The sequence below is a fragment of the Streptomyces sp. ERV7 genome (assembly GCF_001653515.1).
Taxonomy (GTDB): Bacteria; Actinomycetota; Actinomycetes; order Streptomycetales; family Streptomycetaceae; genus Streptomyces.
Window position 1 is genome coordinate 1,420,958 of record NZ_LYOY01000040.1, and the last position, 19,617, is coordinate 1,440,574.

A 19,617-nucleotide genomic window follows, 5' to 3' on the forward strand; every position below is an offset into this window, starting at 1 on the left:
GCGCACAATCGACGGGTGACGAGCTACCTGTCGATCGGCGACTTCTCGCGTGCCACCCACATGACCGTCAAGACCCTGCGCCACTACCACGAGACGGGTCTGCTGGAACCGGCCGACGTCGATCCGCGGACCGGCTACCGGCGCTACTCGGCCCACCAGATCCCCACCGCCCAGGTGGTGCGCCGCTTCAGGGACCTGGGCATGCCGCTGGAGGAGATCAGGAGCGTCCTCACGGCGTCGGACGCGGCGGTCCGCAACCAGCACATCACCGCGCATCTGCGCAGGCTGGAGGACGATCTCGGCCGGACCCGGCGCGCGGTCGCCGCGCTGCACGATCTGCTGACGCCGCCCGCCGCCGACGCGCCCGCCATCGAGCTGCGCAGCGTCGGCGCGGTTTCCGCCGCGGCGGTCACGGCGACAGTCGACGCCCAGGACATGGGGGCTTGGTTCCAGGGTGCCCTCGGTGAACTGTTCGCGACCGTGGCGGCCCAGGGGCTGAGCGAGAGCGGCTACGCCGGCGGTGTGTACGCGGACGACTTGTTCACCACGCACCGCGGGTCTGTCACGATCTTCCTCCCCTGCGACGGACTCGTCCGGCCGGTCGGCCGGGTCGAGCCACTGCTCGTGCCCCCGGCCGAGCTCGCCGTGATCGAGCACTGCGGCCCGCCCTCGGAGGTCGACCGCGCGTACGGTGCGCTGGCCGCGTATGTGTCGCGCCACACGCTCGCCGTCGAGGGCCCGATCCGCGAGTACTACGTGGTCGGCCGGCGCCAGACCCCGGACAGCGCGCTGTGGCGGACCGAGATCTGCTGGCCGGTCTTCCCCACCCGCGTCACGGATCCCGGCGGGCGTTGAGGCGGGCGGCCTGGCGCGTCAGGTAGTCGCGCTCGGCGAGGTTGGGGGCCTTGCGGGCCGCCTCGGCGTACAGCCGTGCCGCCGTGGCCGGATCGCCGTCGCGCTCGTGGAGGTACGCGGCCACCGCCGTGTGGCGGGGCAGTGCGTCGTCCAGGGCCGCGAGCGCGGCCAGTCCGGCGCGCGGTCCGTCGGCCTCGCCGACGGCCACCGCGCGGTTGAGCCGGACCACGGGACTGTCGGTCAGGCGCGCGAGTTCGTCGTACCACTCGACGATCTGCACCCAATCGGTCTCCTCGGCGGTGAGCGCGTCCGCGTGGAGGGCCGCGATGGCCGCCTGGGCCTGGAACTCGCCCAACCGGTCGCGGGCGAGGGCCGCCTGCAGGATCCCGACGCCCTCGGCGATCGACGCGGTGTCCCACTGGCCCCGGTCCTGCTCGGCGAGCGGCACCAGGCCGCCGTCCGGCGCGGTGCGGGCGGCGCGCCGGGCGTGGTGGAGGAGCATCAGCGCGAGCAGCCCCGCCACCTCGGGGTGGTCGACCTGGGTCGCGAGCTGCCGGGTGAGGCGGACGGCCTCGGCGGCGAGGTCCACATCGCCCGAGTAACCCTCGTTGAAGACCAGGTAGAGGACGCGCAGCACGGTGGCGACGTCGCCCGCCTGGTCGAACCGTATGCCGGAGACGGTGCGCTTGGCCCGGCTGATGCGCTGCGCCATGGTCGCCTCGGGCACCAGGTAGGCCTGGGCGATCTGGCGGGTGGTGAGCCCGCCGACGGCACGCAGGGTGAGTGCGACGGCGGACGACGGCGTCAACGACGGGTGGGCGCACAGGAAGTAGAGCTGGAGCGTGTCGTCCGTGGCGGGCGCGGGCCCGGGCGCGGGCTCCTGGTCGAGGATCTCCTCGCGCCGGCGGCGGGCGGTTTCCGCCCGGTTCCGGTCGAGGAACTTGCGCCACGCCACGGTGACCAGCCAGCCCTTCGCATCGCGCGGAGGGTCGGCGGGCCAGACGCGGACCGCCTCCACCAGCGCGTCCTGCACCGCGTCCTCGGCCGCCGCGAAGTCGGCTCCGCGGCGGACGAGGACGGTGAGGACGCTCGGCGTGAGGCTCCTGAGGAGGGCCTGGTCCATGGACGAGGTCACTCCGTGATGGTGGGCGGGGCGGCCAGGAACGGGCGTACCTCCAGCCACTCGTGGATCGGCTTCCCGCCCGCTCCCGGGGCGGCCGACAGCTCCCCGGCGAGGTCGAGGGCGCGCTCGTAGGTGTCGACGTCGATCACCATCCAGCCGGCGATGAGGTCCTTGGTCTCGGCGAACGGGCCGTCGGTGACGGGCGGCCGCCCCTGGCCGTCGTACCGGACCCAGGTTCCCTCGGGGGCCAGCGCCTGGCCGTCGACGAACTCGCCGGTCTTCTCCAGCCGGTCCGCGAAGTCCTGCATGTACTGCATGTGCGCCGCGATCTCCTGCGGCGTCCACTGATCCATGGGCACGTCGTTGGCCGGAGCCGGGGCGCCGCGGTAGTGCTTGAGAAGCAGGTACTTGGCCATGATGACTCTCCTCGGTACTGGTGCGACCCATTGTGGGTGCGTTCACTACAGGGACGGAGCCAGGCACGGGTTCTCGACATCGTCGGGAGATTTTGTTTTCGGCTTCTTGCGGTGCCGAACAACAGCGTCCTCCGGGCCCTCGGGTCAGCCGGTCGTCGTCACCCCGTGGAACAGGGGGACCGGGGATGCCGGCCGGGGAAGTAGGTGGACTGCTCCAACGAGGTCAGCTCGCGGGCGGAGGCTGTGCAGATCTTGTCTACCGCCGCTGCCGGGTCGGTGAGCGATACGCCCCACTGCCGCAGGGTGCCGTCGTCGCTGACGGTGAACAGGCTGTGGCCGTCGCGGCTGTAGAGGACTCTGGTCACCGCGCCGGTGTGCCCGGTGAGCGTGGCGTAGGCGTGGTGCTCGGCCACGTTCCACAGGCGTACGGTGCGGTCGCTGCTGGCGGTGGCCAGGGTGTGTCCGTCGGGGCTGAAGGCGAGGGCCTCGACGGTGCCGCTGTGGCCGGTGAGGACGGCGAGGTCACGGCCCGCGGTCACGTCCCACACCCGCACCTGCTTGCCGTACGACATGGCCAGGGTGCGGCCGTCCGGGCTGAACACCATGGGGCCGATGCCGCCGAACCGCTGCGGTCCGGGGTCGCCGCACGGGCCGGTGGAGGCGGTGCGGACACGGCCCGTGGCGAAATCCCAGACCCGCACCTCTTCGCCGCCACTGGTAGCCAGGGTGCGGCCGTCCGGGCTGAACACGATCTGGCGTACGCCCTCGCACAGGCCGTCTGTGACGGACTTCTTCGAGGAGGGCGATGGGCCTGCCCGGCGGGAAGGAGTGAGCGTGGTGCGCAGGTGCCCGGTCGTGGTGTCCCACAGGCGTAGCGCGGTGCCGTCGCTGGCGGCCAGGGTGCGGCCGTCGGGACTGAACGACAGGGCCCTGGGCCACTTCCTGCTGTCGGGCAGGGTGACACGCAGGCGTCCGGCCGCGATGTCCCACAGGCTCACGGTTTCCGTGCGCACCGAGGACGTGGCCCTGGTGCGCCCGTCCGGGCTGAGCGCCGTGTCCTGGACTCCGGTGTGGTCGTCCGTTCTGCCGGCGAGGACACGGCCGGAGGCGGGCTCCCACACGCGTACGTTCAGTGCGCCCGTGGCCGCGAGGCTGCGGCCGTCCGGGGTGAAAGCCAGTTCCTGGAATTCCTCCATGCGCGCGCGGTCGGGCAAGGTGGCGCGCAGACGTCCGGTCGTGGTGTCCCACAGGCGCGCGGTGGCATCGCCGGTGGCCAGGCTGTGACCGTCGGGGCTGAGGGCGAGGGCACGTATCTGATCGGTATCGGTGGTGTAGAGGGTGCGCGTGCGGAGGTGGTGAGTGAGGTCGTTCAGGCGGACCGTGCCGTCGCCGCCGATGGTGGCCATGGAACGACCGTCAGGGGCGGCCGTCAGCGCTCCGGGCCGGCCGGTGTATCCGGGGAGGGTGGCCGCGAGGCGTCCGGTGGCCACCTCCCATACGGAGGAAGCCCCCTGGTTCTGGAGGCTGTCGGAGGTCCCGGCGGCGAAGGTCCCGCCGTCGGCGCTGAACACGAAGTCGTACATCCCCGTGCTGTCCTTGAGCGTGCGTATGTCGCCGCCGGCGGGGTTCCACAGTCGTACGGGCCCGTTGCGGTACCCCGCCGCGACCGTGCGCCCGTCCGGGCTGAACCGCAGCACCTGGACCTGGCCGAAGTCCCTCCGCAGCGTCGTCTCCGTGCGTCCGGTGCGGGCGTCCCTCAGCCGCAGCGTCCCGTCGTGATGGCCCAGGGCGATGGTGCGTCCGTCCGGGCTCACCGCCGGGGGGATGCCGATGTGGGTTCCCACCAGGAGCGTGCGCACCTGGCCGTCGGCCGGATCCTTCAGCCGTACCGTCGCGTCGTAGTCGTCCGGGGCGGTGGTGTGCGGGTCGCCGCTCACCGCGGGCAGGTCGTCCGCGCCGACCATCAGGGTGCGTGCACGGCCGGTCGACGGCTCCCACTGCCGTACGGTGCCGTGGCCCAGGGTGAGGGTGAGCGTGCGGCCGTCGCTGTCGAACGCGAGGGTGTCGGGTTGGTTGGGCAGGTCCTTGAAGGTGACCTGGGCTCGTGTACGGCCGGAGGCGCTGTCCCACACGCGTACGCCGTGCTCGCTGCCGGCGGCCAGGGAGCGGCCGTCGGGGGTGAACGCCAGGGCACTCACGGCGCCGTCGGTCCTGGCCAGAGGGCGGGAGCGGCCCGTCACGGCGTCCCACAGCCGCACCGCCCCACGGCTGCTGCCCACCGCCAGCGACCGGCCGTCGGGGGCGAAGGCCACCACACTCGCCTCGCCCTCCGCGCTGCTGAAGGCGAGACGGCGCCGGAGCGGAAGGGCGGCAGCCGCGTACAGACCGGCGGACGCTTCCGCCGTCGGGCTCGCGCGGTAGGCGGCGACGGCCAGCAGGGAGGCGAGATCGGGGTCGGTGGCAAGGAGCGTCTGCGACTGGGCCGCCAACTGGCGCGACTGCGCCTGTCGCTGGGCGGCCTCGGCGTCCTTGCGCTGGCCCCAGGCGAGCCCCGCGGCCACCAGCGCCAGCACCAGCAGGACCGCCAACGACACCGTGGCCGCCTGTCTGAGTCTGCGCTCCCGGGTGGCCGCCGCACGGCTCGCTGTGAGGAACTCCCGCTCCAGGCCCGTCAGTTCGGCCATACCGCCGCCCGTGGCGAACGCCTTCCACGCCGCTTCCAGCCGCCCGCCCCGCAGGAGCACTCCACGGTCGCGGTCCTGTTCCTGCCATCCCTGGGCGGCGTCGGTGAGCCGGCGGTGCAGTCGCAGCCGGTCCCGGTCCTCGTTGATCCATGCCTGGAGCCGGGGCCAGGCGGTGATCAGGGCCTCGTGGGCGAGGTCGATCCGGTCGTCGTCGAGGGTGATCAGTCGGGCCCGGGCCAGGTGGTCGAGGACGGTGGTGGTGCCGCCGGAGTGGTCGGCCTCGACCTCGGCGCGGGTGACGGGTCGGCGGGTGTCGGGTGTCCCGTCGCCGGGAGTGATCAGGCGCAGCAGGATCCGCCGCGTGCTCACGGCCTGGTCCGGGGAAAGGCCGGTGTAGAGGTCCTCCGCCGTGTGCGCGACGGCGCCGTCGAGTCCGCCTGCCGCCTCGTATGCCCGCAGGCTGAGGGTGCGGGCGGTGCGGTGACGCCAGGTTTCCAGCAGCGCGTGCGACATCAGCGGCAGCCCGCCCGGCTCGGCCGAGACGTCCTCGATCAGACGGGCGGTCAGGGCGCGTTCCACGATCACGCCGTGGGCGGCGGCGGGTTTCGTGATCGCCTCCCGGAGTTCCTCCGGCGCCATGGGGCCGACCGGCAGATCCGCGTCCCGGAGCACGTCGGCGAGGCCGGGGTGCTGGAGGCAGTGGGCGTAGAAGTCGGCGCGTACCCCCAGGACCACGCGCAGGCGGCTGCCGGGGTCCCGGGCGGCCAGGATCTGCCCGAGGAACGCGTCGCGCTCGCCCGCGTCCTGGCAGAGGGTGAAGACCTCCTCGAACTGATCGATGATCAGACAGGTGTCGTGGGGGCGGTCCGCAGGGGTGAAGAGCTCTTCGTGCTCGGCGGCCGGGCGGGGGCCCGGCGTGCAGATCCGCAGGGCGGCGATACGCGATGAGTCGGCCGGGTCGGGGTGTTGGAGTCGGGGGAGGAGCCCGGCACGCAGGAGCGAGGACTTGCCGCTGCCGGAGGGCCCCACGACCACACTCACGCGCTCCCTGGCCACCAGTTCGACCAGTTGCTCGGTCAGTGCGCCACGGCCGAAGAACAGGGCGCTGTCGCCCGGCTCGTAGCGCGTCAGCCCACGGTACGGAGCGGGAGCGTCCCTATCGGCTTCGGTGCGGGCGGTCGCGGTCTCCCGGCGCGCCGCCTGCTCGGCTTCGTGCCAGCGTGCCTCCCACGCTTCGCGGTCCGCGTCGCCGCCGCAGGCCTCCACGTAGGCGAGGGTGACGGCCAGGGAGGGAAGCTTCTCGCCGGCGGCTGCCTGGGAGAGTGTGGAAGGAGAGTATCCGGTCTTCTTCGCCAGTACGCGGTAGGACATCCCGGCATCCCGACGCCGTCGGCGCAGGGCGTCGGCGAACTCCGCGACGGGCCCCGCATCCGGGTCCAAGGACTTTTCGGGCCGTGCCACCGCATCCCCCTGTGCAATTGACCGTTCCGGTGGGTGATCAACCCCCACGCCAAAGACGGCTGATCCGGGCCGGCAAGCCAACCCTTCGCCCACTGTCGTACACGGTATCCCTGTAGGGGAGGTGGGTTGTTCGGTGCGGGGGAGAGGGGTTGTTCCTCCTGGGTGGGAGGTTCTCAGGCCGAGGAGGAAATGTGCTCGATGATGAGGAGGGTGCCTCGACTGGCAGGGCGTACGGCATGCTTCGCGCCCGCCTCGACGATGTACATCTCCCCGGTACGCACGTCGATCTCGGTGTCCTCGACCACCAGCCGCAGTGTGCCCTCCACCACCAGCAGGGCCTCCGCCGTGTCATGGGACTCCGCTTCCACGGGGCGTCCGTCCATCCGCAGCACCTTCACCCCCGCGCTCCCGGCCTGCCCGAGCAGGAGCGAGTCCCAGGCCTGCGGCAGTTGTGCGGCTGTGCGGTGGATGTCGACGACGCTCATGTCATGCCTCCCGGCGGGCCCGCCTCCCGACATGGCTGGATGAGCCGCCGGAGACGCCCGCGATCGTGATCAGTGGATGCAGTGACGTTACGACAGGGCGGCGCGCTGCTGGTCGACCGTTCGGTAAAGCCTTCCGGGGTAGGAGGATCAGGGCCGGGTGGCCACGCAGATGTTGTACCGCCATGTCTCCTGGTGCCGGTACATCTCCACCCCGCTCATCGCGTTGACCAGACTGTCTCCTCGGCCCACGCCGCGTGCGAACGCATAGGGAAGTCGGCCGAGGACCGAGAAGCACCGCAGCATGGGCAGGATGTTCTCGGTCGCGTCACAGGCCGATTCGACATCGAAACCGGCCTGTTGGAGAAGGTGCTCCAGGTGCCCGTGGGTCATGGTGAGCATGCCCGGCATGCCGGAGAGCTCGCAGACCCTGAGCAGCGCGGACCGGGCCTTCGGCAGCAGGTGGGCCTGTGGGGTGCTCGAATACTCGGACATCACCAGCCTTCCGCCCGGGCGCAGGACGCGGAAGAACTCGGCGAGTCCCTGCCGGGGGTCGGGGGAGTGGACGAAGGACTCCATGGTGTAGACGCCGTCGAAGGAGGCGTCGGCGAACGGGAGCGCGTGATAGTTGGCCACCAGGAAACGCGTGCGCCCACCCGGCTCGTCGGCACGGGACGACCGCTGCCGTGCGATGGCGACGTCCGGCTCGATCCCGTCGATCCCCGTGATGTGCGCCCCGCTCGCCCGTGCGACCGTGCGCGCTGTGTCGCCGACCCCGCATCCGGCATCGAGCACCGACGACTCCCGGGGAAGGGCCAGCTTCCGGGCCACGACGCATTCCATGCGCCGCATGGCCGCCGTGAACGCCCAGGGGGAATGGCCCGGCTCGTACCACCCGAAGTGGCGCGTGCGGCCGAGCAGCGCCGTGTACCCGAAGCGTGACCCGAACGCCCGGTAGTACGGCAGGACGTGTTGCCGGTAGTGGACATCGGTCACATGGGTCATCGCTCCGGCTCCTAGTCAGTAGCCCCGTCCCGCCCGAGGTCTTCACGGAGAGCAACGATCACACGCCTCCCGGGTCACAGAGCGCCACCCTGACGGTCGGGCGAACGCCGACGCACCGGTCATCAGAAAGGCCCAACGGCCCAACGGCCCAATTCTGGAGCGACACAGGCGGGATGTCTTCAGGGACGCCGCCATCATCCCTACCGATCACGAGCAGTGGCGATCGCTGACCGGCGGGCGATCCTGCCGTCGAGGGTCAGGCCGCCGGCCATGCGGCGAGCGCCAGCTCGGCGGTTTCGGTCAGTTCGGCCGCCGTGGCGCCGTCCTGGGCACGCTGTGACATGCCCTGGATCACGGCGGCGAAGTACGCGGCCAGCGCCTGCGGTTCGGCGTCGGCGGCCAGTTCGCCCGCCTGCTGTCCCCGGCGCAGCCGGGCTTCGAAGGTGGGCAGGTTGCCGTTGCGCAGATCGCGCAGGAACGCCGCCACCTCGCTGTCCTGCGGGGTGACGTTGGTGGCCGCGCTGATGGTCAGGCACCCGGCCGGGTGGGAGGGGTCGGGGTAGATGACGGCTGCCTCGCGCAGAATGCGGGCGAACGCGCCGTACGCCGTGGGCTCCTCCTTGAGGGCCACACCCATGAAGGCGCCGACGGGGGACCGGCCGTAGCAGTCCACCACCTCCCTGAACAGGGACTTCTTGTCCCCGAACGCCGCATAGAGGCTTCCGGGCCTGATGCCCAGCACCTCGGTCAGCTCGCCGATCGAGGTGCCCTCGTAGCCGCGTTCCCAGAACAGCCGGGTGGCGGCCGTCAGTGCCTCGGCGCGGTCGAAGGTCCGTGGCCGCCCTCGCTTCGCTGGTGGTTTCTCACTCATGCCCACCATTTTAGAGCGACCGCTCAACAAACGTGTTAGTTTCTTTCTTGAGCGATCCACCAACAAATAGAAGGCGGTCAGCCATCATGTCCACCACCACGTCAACACCCATGGGTACGCGGCAGCTTGAGGGCAAGGTCGCCCTGGTCACCGGCGGCAGCAGAGGCATAGGCCGGGCCATCGCGGAGCGCCTCGCCGGGGACGGCGCCCTGGTCGTCCTGACCTACACCAGTGACGAGCCGGCGGCGCGCGAAGTGGTCGCACGTATCGAGAAGGACGGCGGCCGGGCGGTCGCGCTCAAGGCGACGCTGGGCCGGCACGGTGACGCGGCGGGCCTGTGGGCGGCCTTCGACGCCGAGGTCGCCGCGTACGCGCCCGACGCCGGCGTCGACATCATCGTCAACAACGCGGGCATCGGCCGCAGCGCGGATCTGGCCGCACTCACCGAGGAAGGCTTCGACGAGGTCTTCGCGGTGAACGTCCGGGCACCGTTCTTCATCGTCCAGGAGGGCCTGAAGCGTCTGCGCGACGGCGGCCGGATCATCAACATCTCCAGCGGTGCGGCCCGTCTGGCCATGCCGGAGATCATCGCCTACAGCGCCACCAAGGGCGCCCTCGACAACTTCACCCTCAACCTCGCCAAGGGTCTCGGTCCCCGGGGGATCACGGTGAACTCGGTCGCCCCCGGCATCATCGACACGGACGTCAACGCGTCCTGGCTGCGCGGCAACCCCCAGGCCGAAGCCCACGCGGCCTCGCTGGCCGCCCTGGGCCGCGTCGGCCAGCCGCAGGACGTGGCCGACATCGTGGCCTTCCTCTCCTCGGACGGCGCGCGCTGGGTGACCGGGCAGGTGATCGACGCGACCGGGGGCTCCGGTCTGTGAGTGTCGCCGCCTACCAGGGCACGACCTGTCCCAGGTGGTCGACGAAGTAGAGGCCGGGCTTCCCCTGGTGGTGTTCGATCGTCTGCGCCACCCCGGGGATGCTCTCCTCCACACCGAGCTCGGCGTCGGGCCCGCCCAGTTCGGTGCGGACCCAGCCCGGGTCCATCAGCAGCAGCGTCCGTGTGTCTGCGGCGTGGCGGGCGGCGTAGCTGCGCATCAACTGGTTCAGCGCGGACTTGCTGGCCCGGTACAGATCCTGTCCGCCCTCGGTGTTCAGGGCGATGCTTCCCTGGTCAGAGGACATGACGCCGATGGTTCCGGTCGGTGCGACCAGCGGGCGCAGGGATTCCACGACGCGCATCGGGCTGAGTGCGTTGGTGACCATGACTTCGGTGAACATGGCCGTGGAGACGTCGCCGATCGGGATGTCGCCGCGCGTGATGGCGGCGTTGACGAAGAGCAGGTCGAGCGTGCGCCGCGCGAGTCGGTCGCGCAGCGCCGAGATCTGCTCCGGCTCGGTCATCTCCAGCGACTCGATGGTCAGCCGCCCTGCGGATGCGTCGGCCAGGTCGTGGAGGCCGGTACGCCCACTGCCCCGGACCGTGCCGATGACGTTCCAGTCGCGTCGGAGGTACTCGGAGGCGAGTCCGAGGCCCAGGGTTCGTGAGGCGCCGATGATGAGCGCGGTCTTGCGGGTGTCGTGCATGTGATTCCTTGCGTGGTCGGGGTGTCGGGTCCGTCGCGAAGCGGCCGGTGGCCTCGCCAGGGCTGCTTGGACTGTCGCTGCCTACCGTCGAGGTGTTGGCGGCGATCACGTGGCAAGTCTCCGAGCGGGGCGACCGGGGCGTCCAATACCCTTCGGACCGCATTGATACCGTCGGGGCATGGATCTGGATCTGCGAAAGCTCCGGTACTTCGTCGCGGTGGCCGAGCACCGTCACTTCGGGCGGGCGGCACAGGCGCTGTTCATCGCGCAGCCGGTCCTCAGCCGGCAGATCCGCGCGTTCGAGCAGGAGCTGGGATGCCCGCTGTTCACCCGGACCACGCGCAGCGTGGAGCTGACCCCTGCGGGAAGACAGCTCTATGACGAGGCGTCAAGGATCACCACGGTGGTGGACGTGGCGCTGCGGCGTGTGTACGAGGCCCGGCGCGGCGAACAGCGGCTCGTCGTCGCCTTCTCGCCCGGCCTGCACGTCTCGCAGGCGATCCGCATGTTCACCGGCGGCCATCCCACGGTCGAGATCGACGTCTTCCCGCTGCGCTGGTGGGAACGCGACGCGCCGCTCCGCGACGGACGCGCGCATGTCGCGTATCTGCGACGCCCCTTCGATGACGCGGGGCTGTGCACCATCCCCATCGGCCACGAGACCAAGGTGGTGTGCCTGCCGGTGACGCATCCGCTGGCCGGCCGCCCCGCCCTCACATCGGCCGACCTCGACGGCGAACCCATCCTCGGCGCCAGTACGCGGCGGACGTCCTCGCTGGAGGAGAAGTTCGAGCTCATCGCCTCTGGCCAGGGCGTCGCGCTCGTCCCCGTCAGTGTCGCGCGCTCGTACTCCCGCCCCGACCTCGTCTACCGGACCGTCACCGATGCCCTGCCCGTGGAGACCTGCCTCGCGGTACCGGAGAACAGCTGCGAGGGCCCCGTACGGGACTTCCTGGACATCGCCACCGCGACGCTGCGCCGGCATGCCGGTGATGTGGAGGGCGAGGGGGATGAGCGCGGGGCCGACGGCCCGGCGCCCGCGCCGTCCACGCACTGACGGAGAGCCGTATTCCGCGGACACCGGATCGCGGACAGGCGCGGCGCCGTGCGGTCTCCCGGACTCGTCACTTGCTCGGCGTGAGCCCCCATGCCCTGACGAGCTGGGTCAGTTCCTCGCGGAAGAGTTTGTCCGGGCTCACGGTCTGGGTGTGCAGGTGGCCGTAGATCTCCAGTGATACCAGGCCGTGCAGATGGCCCCAGATCCGCAGGGCGAGTGCCACGGCGGCAGGGGGGAGGTCCGGGAAGGCGGGGCGGACCTTGTCGAGGAGCCCCGCGTCGAAGTCGGACCACTGGAAGTCGCTGTCCGCGTAGAGGTGCTGGGCGCGCGGCCAGGCGGCCGCCGCCAGGGCGGTCAGACCCGTGCAGACACGCTGCGCGGCGTCCGGTGCGGCGCCGCCCTCGGGGGCGATGTAGCCGGGTACGGGGTCGCCGTAGATGAGGCGGAAGCCTTCGGGGTTGGCCAGTGCCCAGCCTCGGAAGGCCTGGGCCCACACCTGGATCCGGTCGGCCGGGTCCTCGGCGGGGGCGGCGCCCCAAGCGGCGTCGACAGCGTCGGCGAGCGAGGTGTACACGTCGTTGATGAGCGCGGTGACCAGGTCGTCGCGGGTGGCGAAATAGCCGTAGATGGCGTTGGCGGTCATACCCATCTCGCGGGCGATGGCGCGCAGCGTGATCGCGCCGGGTCCGCCCGAGGCCATCAACTCCAGTGCCACGCGCTTGATTTCGGCCGTCGTCTCGGCGCGCAGCCGCTCACGCCGCCCTCTGGTCCCGGTTTCTGCCATGCGGTCACTCTACAGCGTCACGGTAGTGATTGCCGTGTAGAAACTTCACACCGTATAGTTTTCGCACGGCGTTCGGACATGCGGCGGCAGCCGTCATGTCCGGGCATGAGAAACAGGGGAGAACCATGCACATCGGAGTGATCGGTGCCACCGGCACCATCGGCAGCCGGGTCGTCACGGAGGCACTCGGCCGGGGGCACCACATCCGGGCGCTCAGCCGCGACGCCTCACAGATCAACGAGAGCCGTGCGAACGTCACTTGGGAGAGCGTCGACATCCTCGATCCCCAGAGCATCGCCGCCATCCTGCCCGGCCTGGACGTACTGATCAGCGGATTCCAGCCGGGCAACGCGTCCAAGGACTTCGCGGACACCGTCCGGCGTTCCATCGCCGACCCCACGGTGCACGCCACCGCCGCCCGGGCACTGATCAAGGCCCTGGAGAGCCACCCCAGGACCCGGCTGATCGTGATCGGCGGCGCCGGCAGCCTGGAGACGGAGCCCGGAGCGGTGCTGGCCGACAACGAGGACCAGATGCACGAGACCCTCGACGGGCTCGGACTGCCCCGTGAGTACGCGGCGGCGGCACGCGGGGCCCGGGACGGCCTGAACGTCCTGCGTACGTCGAACCGGCTCTGGACCTACTTCAGCCCCGCCGAGGACATCGCCCCCGGAGAGCGCACCGGCCGGTTCCGGATCGGCACCGACCAACTGGTCCGCGACGCCGCCGGACTCAGCCGTATCTCCGCGGAGGACGCGGCCGTCGCCCTGCTGGACGAAACGGAACTGCCCCGCTTCGTCCAGCGCCGCTTCACGATCGGTTACTGAACCCGCCCGCGTCGGCAGTCAGCCGTTCGCTAGGCCGAAACGGCAGTAAGAGGCTCGTTCCCGCAGCTGCTCGGCACTGGGGCGTGCGGGCGGCTGATTCAGTCGAACCTGACGCTGTGCGGGACACGGGCAATGAAGCGGCTCGAAGTGCCGCGCGCCATGACGCCGAGCGGCTCTTCACAGCCTTGGTCGGCGAACAGGACTGCCCTGCCGCCGGTGCCGTTGGTCGCGCTCTTCGCCCCGCTGACCAGGAGGAGGCACTCACCGCTCTCCGGGTTGTGGAGGGTGAAGTCGTCGTCGTTCACGTTGACATAGGTGAAGTCGCCGGTGGCCGCCTGGGCGCCGGGGGCGAGGGTGGCCGACAGGCACAGGACGGTGGCGGTGGCGGCGGCTCGACGCCACCAGGTACGTGTGATCACTTGCCTACAACTACCCTGTCGGGCCGCTGTGTTGGGTGATCGTCACCCGAATGGTGGCGCGTCCCGCACTCGGCCCTTGACGGCTGTGCGTCCGCCTCGGACGCCCCTGCCGTCGCTGCCGTGCCGCTCGCACCACGGGGCCGCGCGGCAGGCGGCTCGACCTCGCGCGGGTGAAAACGAGAAGAGGCACCCGCGGTCCGGCAGGCTGGCCCGATGGCGTGCGGGCGCTGGTGACATGAGGCGCCGCTCGTCGCACACTGGCCGGGACAGGGAGGGGCTGCCTTGCTGCGATGCGGACTTCGACATGCGCTGTGGGCGGGGTGTGCGGCGCTCGGTGTGGTCGGGAGCGTGTTGCCTGGCGTGGCAGACACAGCACGGGTGGGTCCGGCGTCGATCGCCTCCTCCTCGGGAAGGGCGGATCCGGCGCACACCGACGTCCTGTTCGTCGGAGCCCATCCGGATGACGAGTCCTCGTCCCTGGCCGCGTTCGGTCAGTGGGGGGAGCGGCGGGGGCTGAGCACGGGTGTCGTCACCGTCACCCGGGGTGAGGGCGGCGGGAACGCTGTCGGTACCCAGGAGGGCGCCGCGCTCGGCCTGATCCGTGAGGGCGAGGAGCGCAGGGCCGTCCGGCGGGCCGGCATCCGCAATGTCTTCTACCTCGACAAGCCGGACTTCTGGTACACACTGTCGGCTCCGCTGACCGCCGGGGTCTGGAACCCGCCGCCGCAGCCGCCGACGGACACCCTTTCGCGGCTCGTCCGGCTGATCCGGGCGACCACTCCGCGGGAGGTGGTGGTCATGGACCCGCGCCCGTTCCACCAGCACGGAGGACATCAGGAGGCGGCGCGTCTGGCCGTCGAGGCCTTCCGGATCGCCGGTGACCCGACGGCGTTCCCCGAGCAGATCACGCGGGAGGGGTACCCGGCCTGGAAGCCTTCCCGACTGCTCGCCCAGAACGGGGGATTCCAGGGGCCCGTGGGGCAGAAGTGCGGCAGCCACCAGGCCGGGGACCCGCACACCGGCCTTCCCGTCATCGGTGTGTGGACCGGTACGATATCCCGTAGACATCCAGGCAGGACGTGGGCCCAGATCGAGCGGGACGCCGCCCGCGAGTACGTCACCCAGGGGTTCGCTTCCCTGCCGCCCAAGGTGGACACCCCGCGGGACAGACTGCCCTGCGAGTGGTTCACCGTCCTGGCCGACAGCAGCACCCCACAAGCCCCGGCGACACGCGACCAGCTGGGCCTGCGCCCGCTGTACGCCGACTTCGGCGCCTGGGCGCGGCGGATGCGGATGCCGTGGCTCGCCCATGACGCCCAGCCCGAGTATCCGGCCAACCCCTCCACGGATGTGCCCGCGGTGGTCGAGTCTCCCGTCGTGGACGGCATCGCGGGACCGCGCGAGTACCCCGGCCCGGCACTGCGGCTCACCCACTGGGAGGGCGCGCGATGCGCCGACGAGAAGGACTGCGCGGCAGACGTCCGCTTCTCGCGCCTTGGGGATGACCTGTACGTGTTCATCCGCGCCACGGATGACGTCAAGGGGTACGCGCTGGACGCCGTGGCCGACTGCAAACGCCACTGGCGGACCGACGCCGTCGAGATCGCCCTCGACCCGCGAGGCCACTCCGACGACACCTCGACCACCTTCAAGACCGGCATCCTGCCCTTCACCAAGGATGGCGACCGACCCTGCGCGGAGCGCGACGCGGACAACTGGCAGGGACCCGCGAGCAGTACCGCCCCGGGCATGGCCGTCGCCTCGTCCATGACCGCTCCGTACCGGGGCTACTCGGTGGAGGTCAGGATTCCGCTCGTCGGCCTGCCCGCCCCCGTCGACCCCGACCGCCTCGCCGTCAACGTCCTCCTCTACGACTCCGACACCGCGGACCGGACCGGTCAGACGCGCCTGGCCTGGTCCCCCTTCGGCAGCGCCCAGGCCGACCCCTACGTCTGGGGCACCCTGCGCCTGCCCGGATACGTCCCGCCGCCCGATCACCCGGCGCGGCCCGCCCGGATCCCGCAGGAGGCAGCCCGAAGCACCGACTCCAAGGCATCCCTGGAACAGGCCCGACGCACCGGCGTCCCCCTCGCGGGCGGCCCTCGCGGGCGGCGGCCCGGAGTGCGGTGAGGTGCCGGGGCGGTGAGCGTGCGTCAGAACCAGTGCAGGCAGTGCGGGGGGCGCTCGGCGCGGAAGAGGGCGTCGGCGAGGGCGGCCGCGCCCGGGCGGTGGGCCCGGATGTGTCCGGCTCGTACGAGTGTGCTCGGGGCGGTGCCGCCGAGGTAGAGGGAGCCGAGGTCGCTGATGTCCAGGGACAGGTCGGGCTCGCGGTCCGTGGGGACGCAGTCGGCCTTGCTGTCCTGGACGGTCAGCAGGTAGCGGCCGTGCTCGCCGAGGAAGGGGTCGTCGACGTCGAGGACCAGCTCGCCGTCCGTGAAGTAGCCGCGTGCGGTCAGCGCACGCGGGATGTCGAGCAGCCGCACCCAGAGCCAGTCGGTGTCGTTGCTCACCGCGCCGGCACGGAAGTCCTCGAGCTGCCAGCGCAGCGGGTGCTCGGGCGGGACGTGCTTGAAGACGATGTGTTTGACCATGTCGTGTCCGAGCACGAACCGGGCCAGGGCCGTCCAGGCGGCGTCGTCGGTGGCGATGGTCTCGTCGACCGTCAAGGTGTCGGGCTCGTGGAGCGAGTAACTGGCGTACGCGTCCGGCACTCCGTCGGCGTCGCGGTGGAGGGCGATGAAGCGCGCCGCCGCCGAGACCGGGGGCTGTCCCGCGCCCAGCGCCCACCAGCGGTGCGGCCGCGACAGCGCGCCGGGCTGCGCGCGGCGGTACCGGTCGTAGACCTCTTCCAGGATCTCGCCGCACTCGGCGCGCCGCAGCAGCTCGACCGAGCCGGTGTCCGAACCGGTCGCCGGGGCGTCGGCCGTCGCGCGTGCCCGGGGAACGGCGAGGGTCGCCTGGTGGCGCGGCACGGTGATCCGCTGCGTGTAGGTGGCCGGTCCGTAGCCGAACCTGCGGTAGATCAGCGCCTCGGAGGCCAGCAGTACGGAGACGAACTCCCCTCGGGCCCGGAGCTCGGCGACCTGATGCCGCATCATGGCGCTGAGCACGCCCTGGCGTCGGTGTGAGGGCAGCACACCGACGGCGGTCACCCCGGCGGCCGGGACGAGGATCTCACCGGGCAGGGTGAGCTCGAAGGAGTACGAGCCGGTGGTGCCGATGGGCCGCCCGTCCGCCGCGACGGCGAACAGGCCGCGATCCATTTCGAGCGCCGACCACCAGGCCCCGACGCCCTCGGCCGGGGTCGCCGGGAAGCGCGCGAACGGGGCGTGGAGCGTGTCGACGAAAAGGTCGAAGTCCTGGTCGGTGGTGGGACGGATCTCCATCTGCTGCCACTGTCTCCCCGAGATACCGGCACCACGACGTGTGGTGTCCCGCCACAGTGCAGCGTTGCCGTGCGGTCAGGTCAAGCGAATTACCCTTCGGCCGACCCGGCATCCGTGCTGTGCTTCGTACCCGGCGCCGTCGAGGCGGGCGCGGTCCACGACCTGTCGTCGTAGCCTCCCCCTTGATCTAGTCTGCGCGCGTGACCACACCATCAAGATCCTCCTTGCGCCTCGTCCCGCTCCTCGCCCTCGCCGCGGTTGTCGTAGCCCTCATCGGTGCCGTCGTCGGCTATCGGGCGTGGGACCACGCACGCAAGGGGGTGTTCGACGCGGCACCGCGCGCCTGCGGGCTGATATCCGGAGAGACGGTTCACCGGCTGGTGCCGGAGAACCTGGGTGAGCGGCCGGGCCAGAAGGAGATCTGTACCTGGTCAACGCCGAAGAAGAAGGGTTCTTCGCGGACCAGCCCATGGATCCACGTGCTCGCCTTCCGTACCTACGTGGCCGGGGCGAAGGAGGGCTTCCGGTCCTCCCGGGACGAGGAGTTGGGCTGGGAGAGGGACTCGGTCCAGCCGTTGCGGGGCATCGGTGACGAGGCGTATCTGCGCTTCCGCAGGGATCTCGGCGGCTCCGTCACCGCCGAGATCACCTTCCGCCGCAGCAACGTCGTGGTCCACGTCCAGTACGCGCGCGCCGACGACGACCGTACGGCCGCCCGTGCGGGCGTCCTGGAGGCGGCCACGGAGGCGGGTTCGCGCCTCTGAGTCCAGATCAGTGCCGGCGGACTGGGACGCCGGGACGTCAGGTGCGGTCGTCCATCTCGTCCTGGATGTCGTCGAAGGACCGCTGGCCCTGCTGGCGGGCCTCGTCGGCGCGCTGGCGGAGGCGCTCCTGCTCGCTCTGGCCGCGCTGCCTAGACTCGTCCTGCTTGCCCTGCAGCTTCTCCTTGGCCTGCTGGGCCTTGGCCTGCATCTCGTCCTTGATGCCCATGCTGGTTCACTCCTAGCGGAGGGGGGGTGGGGTGGGGGGAGGGCGGTGTCCGTGGCGGCGGTAGGGGCTCCTGCCGGAGTCGCCCCCGCCTCCGTCAGCAGCGCCTCGGTCGCGGCGACAGCCTCCGGCAAGCGTTCCACCGCGGCCGTGAGTTCGTGGGCGCGGCGGTCCACCGCGTCCACCAGCGTGGTCGCCCGGGTGACGGCGGTCTCGGCGGCGCGCAGTTGGGCCGCGGCCTCGCCCCGGTCCTCCGCGTCGACGGCCTGGTGGGCCGCGTTGAGTGAGGCCGTGGCGGAGACCAGGTGCTCCTTGGCCTCCTCGACATGGCCCGAGACGGGCGCGGTCGCGGAGTCCGCGTACCGCTGGCGCAGTGCGGTCAGGGTCGAGTCCGCCGCGGCCGTGCGTCCGGTGAGCGTACGGAAGGCCGTCTCGACGGCTTGGAGCGCACGCGGGGTGTCGCGCTCCAGGGCGCGCAGCGCGTCGAAGGCCTCCGACTCGGCGTCGAGGCGCCGGCCGGCCTCCGCGCAGCGCGAGATGATCTCCCACAGCATCCGCCGCCGCGCCTCGCCGCCCTCCTCCGGCAGTTCGGGCTCGTCGGGCGGGGCGGGCCCCTCCGGCAGGGCGAGCCCCTCCGGCGGTGGGTCGTCATCGAGCTGCTGGCGCAGCCGGAACGCGGTGGCCAGCTCGGACCCGGCGTACGCGACGGCCCGCGCGAAGGGCCGGGTCGCCGTCTCCCCGAACTGGGCGACGGCGAAACCCAGTTCCTCGTCACTCGTACGAATGGCGTCGTCGGTGGCGACCAGGGTCCGGTCCGCCTCGGCCTCCAGCGCGTCGAGGTCCTGCGGCGCGGCACCGTCCCGGCCCGCGCCCTGCGCGCCCGCGCCCTGGGTGCTCGCCGGTGTCGTCCGGGTGGCGGACCGCCGCTTCCTGCGCGCGTACGCGTAGGCGCCGACCGCGCCCGCGGCGACGAGGACGGCGACGGGCAGGACGTAGTCGCTCGCCGAGACCGAGCCGTCGCGCCGGCCGGGCTCGGCCAGGGCGGTGTCCAGACCCTCGGCCGTGCCGATCGCGGCCCCGGCCCAGTCGCCGCGCCGCAGCGCGGGCTCGGCCGACTCGCGGGCCACTTCGCCCAGCACCTGGTCGCTGAGCCGGAAGTCCTGGTCGACCGAGTACGCGTACTGCCGGGTGCCGGTGGCCACGGCCAGCAGGACGTCGTCGCGGCCGAGCCCGTTCTGCTGCGCGGTGGTGTCGGCCCAGTTCTGGGCGGTGCGGCCGGAGAAGTCGTCCACGTACACGGCGAAGAGCTGGACGAGGCGGTCCTCGTGGAGGCGGTCGAGCGCGGCGGCCACCTCGGGCGCGCGGTCGCCCAGCGCGTGCGCGCGATCGGTGATCCACCCGCTCGCGGTGAGGGTCACCGGGTCCTCCGCCCGCGCGGAGGTCGCGCCGGGCAGTGCGGTCCAGCACGTGGCCAGCAGCACGGCCACGAGGGCCCGGACGGCCCGGACGGCTGTGCGGGGCCCGGTGCGACTGACACACGGCGTCACATTTGTGAGCGTATGGCGGTATCTGCCGCTCCGCGACCGGACGGGCGCCGCCGACCCGGGGAATCCACGGCCCGTTCGTTAGGCGCCACGCCACCGGGAGGTCATACTTCCACGGCACACTGA

The 19,617-nt window shown here is 71.6% G+C and carries 16 protein-coding genes; 5 read left to right on the top strand and 11 right to left on the bottom strand.

The annotated features are described in order from the left end of the window. Positions 1–15 precede the first annotated feature (15 nt). Positions 16–855, top strand: coding sequence for a MerR family transcriptional regulator (locus A8W25_RS21065; RefSeq protein WP_067163627.1), 840 nt, complete (start codon positions 16–18; stop codon positions 853–855). Here A8W25_RS21065 and A8W25_RS21070 read toward each other — a convergent pair. From A8W25_RS21070 to A8W25_RS21095, 6 genes are all read right to left on the bottom strand, one after another. Beyond that, positions 833–1,978, bottom strand: coding sequence for an RNA polymerase sigma factor (locus A8W25_RS21070; RefSeq protein WP_067163628.1), 1,146 nt, complete (start codon positions 1,976–1,978; stop codon positions 833–835). The genes A8W25_RS21065 and A8W25_RS21070 overlap by 23 nt on opposite strands. 8 nt (positions 1,979–1,986) lie before the next feature. Beyond that, positions 1,987–2,394 (bottom strand): YciI family protein, encoded by a 408-nt coding sequence (locus A8W25_RS21075; protein ID WP_067163630.1) that lies wholly within the window; start codon positions 2,392–2,394, stop codon positions 1,987–1,989. Positions 2,395–2,552: 158 nt separating this feature from the next. After that, the gene (locus A8W25_RS21080; protein WP_234386516.1) at positions 2,553–6,539 is read right to left on the bottom strand and encodes a helix-turn-helix domain-containing protein; all 3,987 of its coding nucleotides are present in this window, start codon (positions 6,537–6,539) and stop codon (positions 2,553–2,555) included. A gap of 173 nt (positions 6,540–6,712) precedes the next feature. Next, positions 6,713–7,024 (bottom strand): cupin domain-containing protein, encoded by a 312-nt coding sequence (locus tag A8W25_RS21085; RefSeq protein WP_067163633.1) that lies wholly within the window; start codon positions 7,022–7,024, stop codon positions 6,713–6,715. 147 nt (positions 7,025–7,171) lie between these two features. Continuing rightward, on the bottom strand, positions 7,172–8,026 hold the full coding sequence (locus A8W25_RS21090) for a class I SAM-dependent methyltransferase (protein WP_067163635.1): 855 nt from the start codon (positions 8,024–8,026) through the stop codon (positions 7,172–7,174). A gap of 256 nt (positions 8,027–8,282) precedes the next feature. Continuing rightward, positions 8,283–8,906, bottom strand: coding sequence for a TetR/AcrR family transcriptional regulator (locus A8W25_RS21095; protein WP_067163637.1), 624 nt, complete (start codon positions 8,904–8,906; stop codon positions 8,283–8,285). 101 nt (positions 8,907–9,007) lie between these two features. On the opposite strand from A8W25_RS21095, the gene A8W25_RS21100 reads away from it, so the two are divergent. Then, on the top strand, positions 9,008–9,781 hold the full coding sequence (locus A8W25_RS21100) for an SDR family oxidoreductase (protein ID WP_067163639.1): 774 nt from the start codon (positions 9,008–9,010) through the stop codon (positions 9,779–9,781). 10 nt (positions 9,782–9,791) lie between these two features. Here A8W25_RS21100 and A8W25_RS21105 read toward each other — a convergent pair whose 3' ends face one another. Next, on the bottom strand, positions 9,792–10,487 hold the full coding sequence (locus A8W25_RS21105; RefSeq protein ID WP_067163640.1) for an SDR family NAD(P)-dependent oxidoreductase: 696 nt from the start codon (positions 10,485–10,487) through the stop codon (positions 9,792–9,794). 178 nt (positions 10,488–10,665) lie between these two features. Between A8W25_RS21105 and A8W25_RS21110 the strand changes: the two genes are divergently transcribed. Beyond that, positions 10,666–11,544: a LysR family transcriptional regulator gene (locus A8W25_RS21110; RefSeq protein ID WP_079126218.1), complete on the top strand. Its 879-nt coding sequence runs from the start codon at positions 10,666–10,668 to the stop codon at positions 11,542–11,544. Between the two features lie 67 nt (positions 11,545–11,611). On the opposite strand, the gene A8W25_RS21115 is transcribed toward A8W25_RS21110, so the two are convergent. Continuing rightward, complete coding sequence (locus A8W25_RS21115; protein ID WP_067163642.1) at positions 11,612–12,328, bottom strand: TetR/AcrR family transcriptional regulator; 717 nt, start codon at positions 12,326–12,328, stop codon at positions 11,612–11,614. A gap of 125 nt (positions 12,329–12,453) precedes the next feature. Here A8W25_RS21115 and A8W25_RS21120 point away from each other — a divergent pair, with 125 nt between their 5' ends. Further along, positions 12,454–13,155, top strand: coding sequence for an NAD(P)-dependent oxidoreductase (locus A8W25_RS21120; protein WP_067163644.1), 702 nt, complete (start codon positions 12,454–12,456; stop codon positions 13,153–13,155). A 98-nt stretch (positions 13,156–13,253) separates the two neighbouring features. Here the strand turns inward: A8W25_RS21120 and A8W25_RS21125 are convergent, their stop codons facing one another. Next, on the bottom strand, positions 13,254–13,574 hold the full coding sequence (locus tag A8W25_RS21125) for a hypothetical protein (RefSeq protein ID WP_067163646.1): 321 nt from the start codon (positions 13,572–13,574) through the stop codon (positions 13,254–13,256). Positions 13,575–13,934: 360 nt separating this feature from the next. Here A8W25_RS21125 and A8W25_RS21130 point away from each other — a divergent pair, with 360 nt between their 5' ends. Further along, positions 13,935–15,704, top strand: a complete 1,770-nt coding sequence (locus A8W25_RS21130; protein WP_234386517.1) for a PIG-L family deacetylase — start codon at positions 13,935–13,937, stop codon at positions 15,702–15,704. Positions 15,705–15,727: 23 nt separating this feature from the next. Here the strand turns inward: A8W25_RS21130 and A8W25_RS21135 are convergent, their stop codons facing one another. After that, entirely contained in the window at positions 15,728–16,960 is a 1,233-nt protein-coding gene (locus A8W25_RS21135) for a GNAT family N-acetyltransferase (RefSeq protein ID WP_067163649.1), read from the bottom strand. Between the two features lie 431 nt (positions 16,961–17,391). Then, complete coding sequence (locus tag A8W25_RS33580) at positions 17,392–19,428, bottom strand: TPM domain-containing protein (protein ID WP_234386518.1); 2,037 nt, start codon at positions 19,426–19,428, stop codon at positions 17,392–17,394. Positions 19,429–19,617: the final 189 nt, after the last annotated feature.